The organism is Pseudovibrio sp. Ad37, from assembly GCF_001623075.1.
GTDB lineage: Bacteria > Pseudomonadota > Alphaproteobacteria > Rhizobiales > Stappiaceae > Pseudovibrio.
In genome coordinates this window covers 1-12,416 of the sequence record NZ_LMCF01000133.1, presented here as the reverse complement: position 1 = coordinate 12,416, position 12,416 = coordinate 1, and the positions used below count along the sequence as shown (strand labels likewise).

Genomic DNA, 12,416 nt, shown 5'->3' with positions numbered 1-12,416 from the left:
AACCCGCAACTATTTCCAGCAAAAACCTATAGGCTCCGCTCTCTGATGGGAAAGCGGAGCCTGTCACTTTTCGAAACTTGATCGAAACCTGAAAAACTACAGAGAGTTATCTCAGTAGGAAGCCGTTTCCAACAGGATCATCATTTTCCCGCCAAAAGGTTGCTTCTCCGCTGTAATGTGCTTTACCTACTACCTGCGCGATGATCGCATCATGTGGTCCGCATTTGGCATCCGCGAAATAAGTGCCTTCAAAGCTTGTTGCAATCAGGCTCTCATATCGCCGCGTCTGCCCTGTGTTAATCAGCCCCTTCGCGGCTTGTGCAGCCAATCTCGCGGTTACGCCGGAACCTGTTGGGCTGCGGTCTACCTGGCTGTCAGCAAACACGCAGATGTTCGCCGTTGGGTCAGCGCTGTAAGCGTCATTTCCATCTGTCAGGATAGTTCCATACAGGAATGCAAGATCAGCATCATCCGGATGCTGAAGCGTCACTGCTGCACGAATAGCATCGCTTACTGCGTTTGCAGCATCAACCAGATCACGTGTTCGGGATTTCTGTACATCCAAGCCAAACGCAGAAGCAGGCGCTAGACCATAAAATGCGCCTCCATAGGAGACATCGACGGTCAGCTCACCCAGGCCCTTCACATCAACCGTCACATCACGGGAATGCAGAAAAGCTGGTACGGAATGGAAGGAGACTGCACCAGGAGCATTATTGTCGACTTCCACAGAAGCAACAACCAACCCACAAGGACATTCGATGCGCACTTCAGTGATGGGTGACTTGGCCTCAACCAACCCGTGATCAATTGCGTATCGTCCCAGAGCTATCACTGCATGACCACACATGGTGCTGTAACCTTCATTGTGAATGAAGAGCACACCAAAATGAGCATCCGGGTGAGACGGTTCAACGAGGATCGCGCCGTACATATCGAAATGACCACGCGGCTCAAACATCAAAAAATGCCGAAGGTGGTCAAGGTTATCTCGCGCATAGCGACGCTTTGCCAAAATGGTGTTGCCGGGGATCTCCGGATAGCCGTCGGTTACAATACGAAGCGGCTCGCCACCTGTATGCATGTCGACAACACTTATTTTCTGTTGTTTATCCATGTTCTCCCCCAGAACTAGTCGGAATGCCTTATTTCCGAACTGTTTGTCTTAGCATAGAGCTCCTTCAGCGCGTTCCGTTTAATTAGTTGCAATTGATCGGAAAAATGCGCTTAAGCAAAACGAGCCCCTTCATAGCGTGCACAGGGAGATGGCTCAATATGCTGTGAAATATTACTACTCAAGTGATTTGGAGTTTTTCTTAAGATGCTCGTGGCTCTTGGTGTATATGGCGGCTTGTTTGCGTTTTCATTTCTAGCTGCCACGTTAGCTCCGGGCTCATCAGAGGCAGTCCTCAGCGGCTTGTTACTAGCGGGAGGCTGGGATCCGGTGATCTTGATCGCATCGGCTTCGCTGGGCAATGTCGCCGGCTCAGTGTTCAACTGGTATTGCGGACGTTTTCTGTCTCACTATAAAGACCGGTCGTGGTTCCCGGTAAAAGAGCATCAATTCAAGCAAGCTGTGCGCTGGTTTAAGCGTTATGGACAAGCCTCAATGTTGCTCGCATGGGTGCCAATCATTGGCGACCCACTCACACTCATCGCCGGCACTTTGCGCATGAAATTCATGAACTTTCTGATGCTGGTCGCAATCGGTAAAATTGCCCGATACCTGTTTGTGTATTACGCAGTCACGTTTTGGCAGGGATAACCCACGGATTAAACATGGTTTTAAATAATCAATTCTGATTAGAGTAAATGGCCGAACCTTATGGGTTCTATAGATAAAATCAATTTTATATGTGCAATGCAATTTATCATGACTTAGCGGAAATATCGACAATGCAGAAGGGGGGTGATAGAGAAAAACGATCTTTACTCGAACTCACCTTTTGGAAATGCCTTCGTCCACGTCTAACGTCTCCATCGCTTATCGCAAACTGAAGCAAGCAATCCTCGAAAACCGGCTCGGTCCGGGTACACAGGTACTTGAGCAGGAAGCGGCTACCCAGCTGGAAATGAGCCGTACGCCAGTGCGTGAGGCCATGCTAATGCTGCAGAAGGACGGGCTCGTGGAAATGCGCCCGCGTCAGGGTATGCGCGTTCTTCCAATCACAGTCGGCGATATCTCGGAGATCTACGAGATCCTTGAAGTTGTTGAAGGACTTGCCATTCGTAAGCTTGCTGAAAAGCCAATTAGCGAAAAGCAGGCGCGTGCGCTGGAGGACTCTGTCACCCTGATGGATCTTTCACTTGAACGTGGAGACCTCAGCGTTTGGACATCTGCTGACAAGAAGTTTCACGAGGATGTCGTCAAGTTTAGCGGCAACGTGCATCTGGAAACTGTCTTCCTACAGCTCTGGGATAGATCGCAACGCGCGCGCAACATGCTGCTGAAAGCGCATGGTGCCCCAGTCAACTCCGCGCAGGAGCATTGGGAGCTGTTGAAGTTCATCAAAGAAGGCAAAGCGGCGGAAGCTGTCGAGTTTCAGAAAAGCTTGCGTGCTGAGGCAGCAGAGCAAATCTGTAAAATGATCTTTGACGTGATGAGCGGAATGGTCCCGTCAAACTAAAAGCGGGACCGAAGCCCCGCCTTTCCTGAAATCTTAGTCTGCTTCCCAGAGGTGTCCGGGTTTTCCAGTCACATATCCATTTGCCAGCGCACCTGGCAGATGTTGTGTCTGCAGACGTGCTACGGCCTCGGCACTTTCAATCTTTCCGTCAACAAGATCACGATAGATCTCAGCAATCGCAATCATATCAATATCATGCGGTGAAAGACGCAAGCGGCCAACGCCTTTTGTCAAAAGCTCGTCGCGGCCAAGCGTGATGGCTTGAACACTGTGAGACAGTGTCTGAATACCATTCGCTGCAAGGAACTTCTGATTATCCAGCGTCGTCACGTCCATGCCATCAAGATCACGGTCACAAATGAACTGACAGTTATCTTTGTGCAGCTTGTGAGCGCGTGCATGGTAGCAGCGACCAGAGACAGCCAGTGGCAGACGACCAAATGCAAACAGCTCGATGGTGAGATCTGGCAGAGCCTGTGCAATCGCTTCAACAGACTTGAGCGGCAGTTCAACGGGTGGGCAGAACGTCTCCATACCCAGGTTTATGAGAACCTTCGCTGTCTGCTCATTGTAGATGTTGAGGAACGGCCCACCAACGAAAGGTTCACCAGAGCGTTTATGAACACTCGCAATATCGTTAGCTTCTACCAGTTCGCAATCTGCTGAAAGGGCATTGATGGACTTACGATCACGCATGGTGACGGGCAGCGCAATTGTTGAGAAGACAACTGTTTTACCTGCATTGGTGAGGCGCTCATAAATCTCAGGCCACACCTTGTCGTTAAACGGCATGCGTTTGCCACAAATAACTTCGCCAATGTAAACGCGCTCAACAGGAGCTTCATCTGCTACACGCGCATAAAAGTCGACGAGTTTTTCGTTGGACCAGTTGAAGAAGTTAGGACCAATGGAAAGTTCGATCTTGCTCATGGTTGGTCCTTATCTCCAGATCTTTTTGTAGGCGCCGGTGGTTTCGCGTCCACCTTCTGTCATTGCGCTCAACATGGCTGAAACTTCTTCTTCTGCATTGCCGCCTGCATCCATGGCATCAACAGCTGCACGAAAGGCTTTCACCACCTGTGAAATGTAGGCTTTACCGCGCTGGCGACCTTCAATCTTAACTGCGGTCACACCTGCTTTTTGAAGACGTGGCAATAAACTTGCAGCATTCAGGCTAACAGGGTCTTCAAACAGGTAGGAGGTTTCTCCCTCTGCTTTAAAGCGTCCCTTGCAAAGCGTTGGGTAGCCAGCAGTTTCTCCTTCACCAAAACCATCAATGGTAAAGCCGCCCAGACGGGCATAGAGATTGCTGCCGTCTTCGTCGTAAGAAACATCGCCCGGAGGGGAGCAAACGCCAGTCAGGTTTGGAGACTTGCCCGTAGCGTATGAAGACAAAGCGCAGCGCCCTTCCGTCATCACGCATAGGCCGCCAAACACAAAGACTTCAGTCTCGACCGTGACCTCTTTATTGAGCTTGACGATTTCTTCAACGGACATGACACGTGGAAGAACCACACGCTGCACGCCAAAAGTGTCCTGATAGAAACTGATGGATTCAGGCGTTGCCGCAGCAGCTTGTACGGAAAGGTGCAGGCGCAGGTTCGGATGTTTCTCTTTTGCATAGTCAAGCACCGCAATATCGGCAGCAATGATCGCATCAGCACCAGACGCAGAAACCGCATCAACCGCGCGCTTCCAGATGTGTGTGTCACCTGCTCGGGCGAACGTGTTCACAGCAACAAGAACGTGCGAACCGTGTTTATGGGCAAGGCGAACTCCGGCATTCAGCTCTTTTTCAGAGAAGTTGAGACCGGGAAAGTTACGGGCGTTGGTTTCGTTGCGCAGACCGCAGTAAATGCTGTGTGCGCCCGCTTCTGCGGCGGCTTTAAGAGCAGCTGGTGTACCGGCTGGGCAAACAAGCTCCAGCGATGGATTATTATCGTTGCGCTGTCCAAGCATAAAACACCTTCCAGAAAATAACAGAGTGAACCACTTGGTTCGCGCAGAGTGCTTCCACTCTGCCGCGGCAATCAGGAAGTGGCAGTTGGTGCGTCGAGTAGTCGGCGCAGATGATCTAAGGTCTTGTTGGTTGCTCCATCCACGACTTCACGCGGGCGGCCATTAAAACCAAGGAATTCAGCAGGGGAGAGATCGGCTTCTTCCATGGTGTTGCGAAGGGCTAGCACAGCGTCCGTATCACCCTCGATCACCAGATCGCGGGTAAAGAAAACGGCATCGCCGTCATATGTGCCATCAACCAGTCCCAGCAGGACGATGAGTGGTCCAGAGATACGCGCCGCGCCTTCGGGCGCATCTTTACGTTTGAACATCTCAACCGTCGCATGTTCACCATTCGGGATCATGCGGAAGACGTGCGGGATATCAATTGGGTCGATAATGAAATGCGTGCGTTTGTATGTGTCCAGACGCTCGAAGAGGTCTGGGCGATTACGGGCAAGCCGACGCACGGCCCGGGTCAGAGCAAAGCCAAGCGGAGGAACCGGCAATATGCCGAGAGCTTTTTGCAGGGCAGGAGGAAACAGGCCTCGTTCCGGTTTAAAGAACATACTTTAATCTCCACTGATCAGTATCCTCTCCTATTAATCCTAGCGGAACTCATCATTGATGGAGGTCAAGGACCAGAGCGACAACACCCTTCAAATGTGTGTTAATCCGGCGAACAGATCCCGAGTTTGCCCAGTAATCTGGAAATGGAATGTATTGGCGTAGCGAAAAGAAGTTCGAGACACTCTCTAGCTTTCTCAATGTATTGGAAGCGCAGCAGGAGCTTGTGAGGATAAAGGCACCGGTCTCAGCTCAGTTTGAAGCGACAGAAATCCATCGTCAGGTGATTGAGCAGGGTGGTCCAGTCCTTCAGTTTGATAATGCGATCACATGTTCGGGAACGCACAGCAATATGCCGCTTTTGACCAATGTGTTCGGCACTCGAGAGCGCGTTGCCCTTGGCCTTGGCTGTGCGCCTGATGAGCTTCCAGCCTTGGGGGAGCTGCTGGCCTATCTCCGCTCACCGCAACCACCGAAGGGCCTGAAAGGCTTCATCGATGCGCTGCCTGTTGCCAAAGCAGCATGGGCGGCTCGCCCAAAACGCTTGCGGTCATCTCCTCTGATTGACATGCCGGTTGATCTGGAACAGTTCCCTGTGCAGATGTGTTGGCCAAACGATGCGGGGCCACTGATTACATGGGGCATCGTCATCACGCGCCCTCCGGGGAAGGATGATCCCTCTCAATACAATCTGGGCATCTACCGTGCGCAGGTCATCGGCAAAGACAAAGCAATCCTGCGCTGGCTCGCCATGCGCGGTGGAGCTGCTCACCATCGCCTCTGGCAAGCGCGCGGCGAGCGTATGCCGGTTGCCGTTGTCATCGGTGCAGACCCTGCAACAATCCTGTCAGCAGTCATACCAACACCATCTGACGTCAGTGAACTGATGATTTCCGGTGTCTTGTCTGGTGGACGACCAGAGCTGATCCCATGTAAGCACGTGGACCTGCATGTCCCAGCATCCTCTGAGATTGTTCTGGAAGGCTTTGCAGAGCCATTAGAAACAGCTGAAGAAGGTCCATTTGGGGATCATACCGGCTACTACAACGATCCTGATCAGTTCCCAGTTTTCAAAGTATCGGGCATTCGTGCTCGTAAGGACCCAGTCTACATGAGCACCTTCACCGGCAGAGCGCCAGACGAACCAGCAGTCCTGTCCGAAACCATGAATGATGTTTTCCTGCCGCTGCTGAAACAGCAAATTCCGGAGGTTGTGGATCTGTGGTTGCCGCCTGAGGCGTGCTCCTACCGAATTGCAGTTCTGAAGATCAAGAAAAGCTATCCCGGTCAGGCCCGCCGCGTGATGATGGGCATGTGGTCGTTGCTGCCGCAGTTCACCATGACCAAGCTGATCATCACTGTCGATGAAGACATAGACTGCAGGAGCTGGAACGATGTGATGTGGGCCGTCGCAACCCGCATGGACCCATCCCGCGATCTGGTTGTTCTGGACCGCACACCGGTTGATACGCTGGACTTTGCATCGGGCATGGAAGGTCTGGGCGGCAAGCTCGGTATCGACGCGACAACCAAAATCGGATCAGAAACGCGCACTGACTGGCCAGAAGTGATGCGTATGCCGGAAGAGTTGACCAAGAAGGTCGAAGACCGCTGGGATGAACTGTTTCCAGGTGGCTTGCCTAAAAAACAAAACCAGGATCAACCAAAGGATGCTATCACCCCTTCAGAGATAAAGAATACTTCAGAAGGAAGTGAGTAGGCGGCATGACGAAGCGTATCATTGTTGGGGTATCGGGAGCCTCCGGTGCTCAACTTGCTCTGAAAACGCTGGAAATCCTGAAAGTGCTGAGCGTTGAAACGCATCTGGTGCATTCCAAAGGAGCCGTCGCTTCTGTTCTACATGAACTTGGCAAGGATGGCGTTGAGCAGCTCAAAGTGCTTGCATCCGTCACCTACGCGCCTGATGAAATGACAGCTGCTATTGCAAGCGGCTCGTTCCACACAGACGGTATGATCATCACACCATGCTCCATGCGTACACTCTCAGGCGTGGCCTATTCTTTCTCAGATAACCTGCTCACACGCGCTGCGGATGTTGTGCTCAAAGAGCGCCGTAAGCTGGTCCTCGTCCCGCGTGAGACACCTTTGCATGAGGGGCATTTAGAGGCGATGCTCAAGGTGACTCGGATGGGCGGAATTATCGCGCCGCCAGTGCCTCCATTTTATGCAGATATGCAAAACAAAGAGGATATGCTCACAGAAATTGCCGCCCGCGGCATTAATACACTAGGAATTGATCCAGGCGTGAACATGACTAAGTGGCAATAGAATTATCCTAGGTTACTTTACTGTAATCTTATGAAAATTCACCGTCCACTTTGCGGCTTAAGTTTACCGGCGATAGCTACCTTCACCTTTGAATTGAATAGGTATTTTTCTATTCAATTTTAATAGAAAAATACTAAAGGTGAAGATAATGTCCCTGTGTTTTAAGCGCCCCCTCTGGTTTGGCCTCTTCGTATTTTCGGCTCTTTTCCTAGTGTTAGCGCTAGGTCAGAAAGCGAATGCGACATCAATCACTCTGGATACCACTGATACTGAACTCTGCGAAGTTCAGGTCACAATCGGACCGGAAGCTCCAAACGGACCCATTCATAGATTTACTGATATCGATGAGGATGATCGCTACACCTTCCAGACGAATAAGCTCTGTAATCGTCGGTCTGTAGGCGGCGAAGCATGTACAGGTGAGTACACCGAATGGGCATGCTGTGAAGCGAAAGATGGTGAGGACATCACCTGCAGAGTGCCTTAGTTTAGGTCTCCCAGCTCAACTGCACAAAAAACAACCTTCTCTAAGTCGGCGCAATTTGCCAACATAGTCCCTACGACGAGTATTGTATGTCGAGGAATATATGAAAACGATTGGCTTATTAGGAGGAATGAGCTGGGAGAGCACTGCTACTTACTACAGACTGATTAATCAGCAAACGCGTTTACGACTTGGCGGACTTCACTCTGCTGAGCTCGTTTTATGGTCCTTTGATTTTTCTCAGATCGAGTTGCTTCTTGCACGCGGAGAGTGGGAAGAAGCGGGTAGTTTGCTAAAACAGGCGGCGCTGAAGTTAGAAAGTGCCGGTGCTGATTGCATTGTGATCTGTGCGAACACAATGCACAAAGTCGCCTCCTACATCCAGGATGGTTTGACGATCCCATTCATTCATATTGCTGAAACAACTGCGAATGCCATTCAAAAGGTAAAACGCAGGAAACCACTTTTGCTTGCAACGCGCTACATTATGGAACAGGATTTTTACATCAGAAGATTGCAGGATATCTACGGATTATCGGTAGTGATCCCTGACAATGGAGGGCAAGCCGTCGTCCATGACATCGCCTATAATGAGTTGTGTCGGGGTCAGATTAATGAGGATTCTCGCCGCACACTCTTGCAGATTGTCAGAAAAGCACAGGACCAGGGTGCCGATAGTGTCATTCTGGGGTGCACAGAGCTTGGGCTATTGGTGGGGCAGGAGGATATTTCAGCTCCGGTCATTGATAGCACCACGGAACATGTGCGTGGAATTTTGGATTTTGCATTGAAGAATGAAAGTGAATTTGAAGAGCTAGTCTAATCAGCGGGAATTTGCCCGCTTCAGGAGGGAAAATAATGAAGAAACTATGGGTCTCTGCCGTACTGGCAGCAGGGCTTGCTTTACCTGCGCAAGCACAGGAGGCGGCAGACAGCGTTGCTCCCGAAATGGCAAGCGGAATCTCCGACAAGAAAATGGTGACCGCGCAAAAGTTTATGGTGGTCGCCGCAAACCCTCATGCGTCAAAAGCGGGTTTTGACGTTTTGCAAGCTGGCGGCAACGCCATTGATGCAATGGTTGCTGTGCAGCTCATGCTGGGATTGGTTGAACCTCAATCCTCTGGAATCGGCGGCGGTGCGTTCCTCGTTTATTATGATGCCGAAGCAGGCAAGCTGACCACATATGACGGTCGTGAGACAGCGCCTGCATCAGCAACGCCAGAACTGTTTCAGAACGAAAACGGCGAACCACTCAAGTTTTATGATGCCGTTGTTGGCGGACTTTCTGTCGGAACGCCTGGCACAGTAAAACTGCTGTATGATACCCATGCAAAACTCGGTTCTCTGCCATGGGCCGATCTTGTTGCTCCTGCCATCAAACTGGCAACAGATGGCTTTGAGGTTTCTCCGCGCCTGAACGCCCTGATCACCAATGATCAGGAGCGCCTCTCTCGCTTCGAAACAACGAAAAACTACTTCCTGCCGGGCGGCACTCCTTTGCCAGTTGGGCACCTGCTCAAAAACCCAGAATATGCAGCGACTCTGACTGCAATTTCTCAAAATGGAGCGGATGGCTTCTATTCTGGAGATATTGCAAAGTCCATCGTTGAGACTGTTCAATCCGCTAAGGGCAATCCCGGCAAGTTGGCTCTTGAAGATCTTGCAAACTACAACATCAAAGAGCGTTCTGCTGTTTGTGCTGAATACCGTGCCTATGAAATCTGCGGCATGGGCCCGCCATCTTCCGGTGCTCTGACCGTTGGCCAGATCCTCGGCCAGCTCAACAGCTACGATCTGCCATCAATGAACTCTGGCGACCCGAACGCATGGCGCTTGATTGGTGACGCATCCCGTCTCGCCTTCTCTGATCGTGGTCGTTACATGGCGGACAGTGACTATGTGCCAATGCCAACCAACGGCCTCGTTGCACCTGCTTACATCAAAGAGCGCGCTGAGCTTTTGAACGGCGATAAAGCCCTGCCGAAAGACAAGGTTGTCCCAGGTAACCCAACTTGGGATCACGCCATGTTGCTGGCTGATGATGAGAGCATTGAACTGCCATCAACCAGCCACTTCTCAATCGTAGATGCACACGGAAATGCTGTTTCCATGACAACTACTATTGAGAATGGCTTTGGCTCTCGTCTCATGACCAATGGCTTCCTGCTTAACAACGAATTGACGGACTTCTCATTCCGTACGCATCGTGATGGTGTGCCGATTGCGAACCGCGTTGAGCCAGGCAAACGTCCACGTTCTTCCATGGCGCCAACAATTGTTATGAAAGACGACAAACCAATCGTTGTCGTTGGGTCTCCAGGTGGTAGTCGCATCATTGGTTACGTAGCAACAACACTGGTTGCGAACCTGGATTGGGGTATGAACATTCAGGAAGCGATCTCCATGCCACATCTGGTCAATCGCTTCGGCACCTATGATCTTGAGAAGGGCACTGCTGCTGAAAAGCTGCAACCAGCTCTGGATGCTATGGGTTACAAAACCAACATTCGTGACCTCAACTCCGGTCTTCATGGAATTGTGATCACCGCAGATGGCCTACAGGGTGGGGTAGATCCACGCCGCGAAGGCCTTGCTTTGGGTGAATAAAAACCAGATTTAACGAAGCTGAGGCTCGAGAGAACGGCATAATTGTCTCTTGAGCCTTAGTGCTCTGCTAAGTGTGTACTAAAGTACGCCCTTAAGCATCTTCTTGCCTCTGTGATAGCTAGAAACTCTTGGAAATGGCTGCGCCTGTCGGCTACGGCCTGTGAGGTGCTAGTGCCAATGACGGAGTTGCCCGAAAACCCCACTAAATATACTTGCATGCCATCCGTTGTACATCGATGGGTCCTGCTGGCAGCAATGAGTTTCATCCTTGGGCTCGCTTTGTTGGATGAAACAGTCGTTAGTCTGGCTCTGCCAACCATCTCAGAAGAATTTGGGATGACACTCACTCAAGCCCATTGGGTTGTGAACTCTTATCTATTGATGTTCGCAGCATTGGTGGCTCTCGGTGGTAAACTGGCTGACTTAGTAAACATCAATTATCTCATCCTCTCCGGCATGATCATCTTCGGTCTGGCGTCGCTGGCCTGTGGCTTCGCACCAAACGGAGGGTTCCTCGTCGGTGCGCGGGTCGTGCAGGGGATTGGCGCTGCAATCATGTTCCCTCTGCCGATTGTTGCCATTTCGCGCATTTTCCCACCTGAACGCAGAGGCTTTGCATTGGGCGTGTTCGGCTCAATCGCCACAATCTTGTAATCAGGGGGTCGCGGGTTCGATCCCTGCTGCCGGCACCACTCTTCTCCTTGATTTATCAAGGAAATTTCAAAGCCTCCCTCGGGAGGCTTTTTGCTTTTCTGGCTTTTGTCAGCATATGGTAAGCAAATGGGCGTTTTGGTAAGCAGGATTTCGCCCCTCCTCTCCCCTCTAAACTCTCTTTCAACTTAATACTGGAAAAGCTGTGAATGCCGTCACTAGCCGTCAGAGGCAAGGCATTCTGTGGGGTTTGATAAAACGGAAGCTGACAGTCAGTTGTCAGTGTTTGTCAGACTCGACTAAGTCCCATTTAGGCGAGCCAAAAACTCTTCATTTTTGGCAGACAGCGTTGGATCTGGAGTCCAAGCAATATCTTGCCCATCCCCTTTGTGACGCGGTACAATGTGAAAGTGGGTATGAAAAGCATCCTGCTGAGCTTCTTTACCATTACTAGAAACAATCTGAATATCGGCGATACCCAGCCTTTCTTTGTACATCAGGCATATGTGTTTGATAGCACGAGTAATAGCAATCAGATCATCCTCGTGAATATCAAAGATATTGGTAGAATGCCGCTTCGGAACAACCAATGTGTGATACGGAGCAATCGCACCGCGATCAAAGAAAGCAATCACACTTTCATTCTCATAAACCTTTGCATCTGGCTCCAACCGACCTTCTGCAATCTCGCAAAACACACACTTTGACATCACGTTTCCCCAATAACCTTGGATTGGGCCCATCATGTACTGGCCCAAGCCCGGAATAAAAAAAGATCCATAAAAGCGATGGAACCAACCTGATCGCATTTTCTTCGGTTTCGGAACCCGCCACATACTGGCAGGTGTCTATCTGCAGAAAAAGCCTCTAGATGGGTTTTACGGAGAATGGATAGTGCCACATGAAGGCTTTAGCGGCCATCATATGTATATCACCGATGGCTATTTGGCTTTTGATTTCCACGGCTACTCATTGAGAGAAAGCTTGTTCAACCATTTTCGATCCGGCTGGTCAAAAAAGTACCTCCGATGAAAAGCAGATATCAAAAGAATTGACTTCTCACTCTTAGAGCGTGCTGCGCCAGATCTGATTCAGGTTTCTCATTTTAACTTTTTGTGATTCAATGTTGCCATCCTTGTTTTTGGAGGGCACATGGGCAAGCCATATCCGATAGAATTACGTGAACGGGTTGT

13 protein-coding genes are annotated in these 12,416 nt (G+C 50.6%); 8 read left to right on the top strand and 5 right to left on the bottom strand.

All coding sequences use genetic code 11. The features are described from left to right. Nucleotides 1–106: 106 nt before the first annotated feature. Nucleotides 107–1,117 (bottom strand): proline racemase family protein, encoded by a 1,011-nt coding sequence (locus PsAD37_RS17755; protein WP_063297292.1) that lies wholly within the window; start codon nt 1,115–1,117, stop codon nt 107–109. Nucleotides 1,118–1,321: 204 nt separating this feature from the next. Between PsAD37_RS17755 and PsAD37_RS17750 the strand changes: the two genes are divergently transcribed. Both PsAD37_RS17750 and PsAD37_RS17745 read left to right on the top strand, forming a co-directional pair. Further along, nucleotides 1,322–1,765 (top strand): YqaA family protein, encoded by a 444-nt coding sequence (locus PsAD37_RS17750; protein ID WP_063297291.1) that lies wholly within the window; start codon nt 1,322–1,324, stop codon nt 1,763–1,765. 187 nt (nt 1,766–1,952) lie between these two features. Further along, complete coding sequence (locus PsAD37_RS17745; RefSeq protein WP_057461644.1) at nt 1,953–2,627, top strand: GntR family transcriptional regulator; 675 nt, start codon at nt 1,953–1,955, stop codon at nt 2,625–2,627. A 33-nt stretch (nt 2,628–2,660) separates the two neighbouring features. Here PsAD37_RS17745 and PsAD37_RS17740 read toward each other — a convergent pair whose 3' ends face one another. The 3 genes from PsAD37_RS17740 to PsAD37_RS17730 form a co-directional block, all read right to left on the bottom strand. Further along, a complete protein-coding gene (locus tag PsAD37_RS17740; RefSeq protein ID WP_063297290.1) occupies nt 2,661–3,557 on the bottom strand; it encodes a U32 family peptidase in 897 nt (298 codons plus the stop codon). Nucleotides 3,558–3,566: 9 nt separating this feature from the next. Further along, nucleotides 3,567–4,586 (bottom strand): peptidase U32 family protein, encoded by a 1,020-nt coding sequence (locus tag PsAD37_RS17735; RefSeq protein ID WP_063297289.1) that lies wholly within the window; start codon nt 4,584–4,586, stop codon nt 3,567–3,569. 71 nt (nt 4,587–4,657) lie between these two features. Beyond that, nucleotides 4,658–5,194, bottom strand: coding sequence for an SCP2 domain-containing protein (locus PsAD37_RS17730; RefSeq protein WP_063297288.1), 537 nt, complete (start codon nt 5,192–5,194; stop codon nt 4,658–4,660). A gap of 149 nt (nt 5,195–5,343) precedes the next feature. On the opposite strand from PsAD37_RS17730, the gene PsAD37_RS17725 reads away from it, so the two are divergent. From PsAD37_RS17725 to PsAD37_RS17700, 6 genes are all read left to right on the top strand, one after another. Continuing rightward, entirely contained in the window at nt 5,344–6,912 is a 1,569-nt protein-coding gene (locus PsAD37_RS17725) for a UbiD family decarboxylase (RefSeq protein ID WP_063297287.1), read from the top strand. Between the two features lie 5 nt (nt 6,913–6,917). Continuing rightward, nucleotides 6,918–7,481: a UbiX family flavin prenyltransferase gene (locus PsAD37_RS17720; RefSeq protein ID WP_063297286.1), complete on the top strand. Its 564-nt coding sequence runs from the start codon at nt 6,918–6,920 to the stop codon at nt 7,479–7,481. A 148-nt stretch (nt 7,482–7,629) separates the two neighbouring features. Next, complete coding sequence (locus PsAD37_RS17715) at nt 7,630–7,968, top strand: hypothetical protein (protein ID WP_063297285.1); 339 nt, start codon at nt 7,630–7,632, stop codon at nt 7,966–7,968. A 100-nt stretch (nt 7,969–8,068) separates the two neighbouring features. Then, entirely contained in the window at nt 8,069–8,788 is a 720-nt protein-coding gene (locus PsAD37_RS17710) for an aspartate/glutamate racemase family protein (RefSeq protein ID WP_063297284.1), read from the top strand. A gap of 35 nt (nt 8,789–8,823) precedes the next feature. Then, nucleotides 8,824–10,572, top strand: a complete 1,749-nt coding sequence (gene ggt, locus PsAD37_RS17705) for a gamma-glutamyltransferase (protein WP_063297283.1) — start codon at nt 8,824–8,826, stop codon at nt 10,570–10,572. A gap of 255 nt (nt 10,573–10,827) precedes the next feature. After that, nucleotides 10,828–11,226, top strand: coding sequence for an MFS transporter (locus PsAD37_RS17700; protein WP_208991944.1), 399 nt, complete (start codon nt 10,828–10,830; stop codon nt 11,224–11,226). A gap of 296 nt (nt 11,227–11,522) precedes the next feature. On the opposite strand, the gene PsAD37_RS17695 is transcribed toward PsAD37_RS17700, so the two are convergent. Continuing rightward, nucleotides 11,523–11,933 carry an HIT family protein gene (locus tag PsAD37_RS17695; RefSeq protein WP_063297304.1) on the bottom strand — a complete coding sequence of 137 codons (411 nt, stop codon included), beginning with the start codon at nt 11,931–11,933 and terminating at the stop codon, nt 11,523–11,525. Between the last annotated feature and the right edge of the window lie 483 nt (nt 11,934–12,416).

What these genes read in the sequence shown, in the direction of transcription:
- PsAD37_RS17735 (WP_063297289.1), bottom strand. Translation starts at nt 4,586, where the DNA reads ATGCTTGGACAGCGCAACGATAATAATCCATCGCTGGAGCTTGTTTGC.
- PsAD37_RS17720 (WP_063297286.1), top strand. Translation starts at nt 6,918, where the DNA reads ATGACGAAGCGTATCATTGTTGGGGTATCGGGAGCCTCCGGTGCTCAA.
- PsAD37_RS17725 (WP_063297287.1), top strand. Translation starts at nt 5,344, where the DNA reads ATGTATTGGCGTAGCGAAAAGAAGTTCGAGACACTCTCTAGCTTTCTC.
- PsAD37_RS17730 (WP_063297288.1), bottom strand. Translation starts at nt 5,194, where the DNA reads ATGTTCTTTAAACCGGAACGAGGCCTGTTTCCTCCTGCCCTGCAAAAA.
- PsAD37_RS17755 (WP_063297292.1), bottom strand. Translation starts at nt 1,117, where the DNA reads ATGGATAAACAACAGAAAATAAGTGTTGTCGACATGCATACAGGTGGC.
- PsAD37_RS17695 (WP_063297304.1), bottom strand. Translation starts at nt 11,933, where the DNA reads ATGTCAAAGTGTGTGTTTTGCGAGATTGCAGAAGGTCGGTTGGAGCCA.
- ggt (WP_063297283.1), top strand. Translation starts at nt 8,824, where the DNA reads ATGAAGAAACTATGGGTCTCTGCCGTACTGGCAGCAGGGCTTGCTTTA.
- PsAD37_RS17710 (WP_063297284.1), top strand. Translation starts at nt 8,069, where the DNA reads ATGAAAACGATTGGCTTATTAGGAGGAATGAGCTGGGAGAGCACTGCT.
- PsAD37_RS17745 (WP_057461644.1), top strand. Translation starts at nt 1,953, where the DNA reads ATGCCTTCGTCCACGTCTAACGTCTCCATCGCTTATCGCAAACTGAAG.
- PsAD37_RS17700 (WP_208991944.1), top strand. Translation starts at nt 10,828, where the DNA reads ATGAGTTTCATCCTTGGGCTCGCTTTGTTGGATGAAACAGTCGTTAGT.
- PsAD37_RS17740 (WP_063297290.1), bottom strand. Translation starts at nt 3,557, where the DNA reads ATGAGCAAGATCGAACTTTCCATTGGTCCTAACTTCTTCAACTGGTCC.
- PsAD37_RS17715 (WP_063297285.1), top strand. Translation starts at nt 7,630, where the DNA reads ATGTCCCTGTGTTTTAAGCGCCCCCTCTGGTTTGGCCTCTTCGTATTT.
- PsAD37_RS17750 (WP_063297291.1), top strand. Translation starts at nt 1,322, where the DNA reads ATGCTCGTGGCTCTTGGTGTATATGGCGGCTTGTTTGCGTTTTCATTT.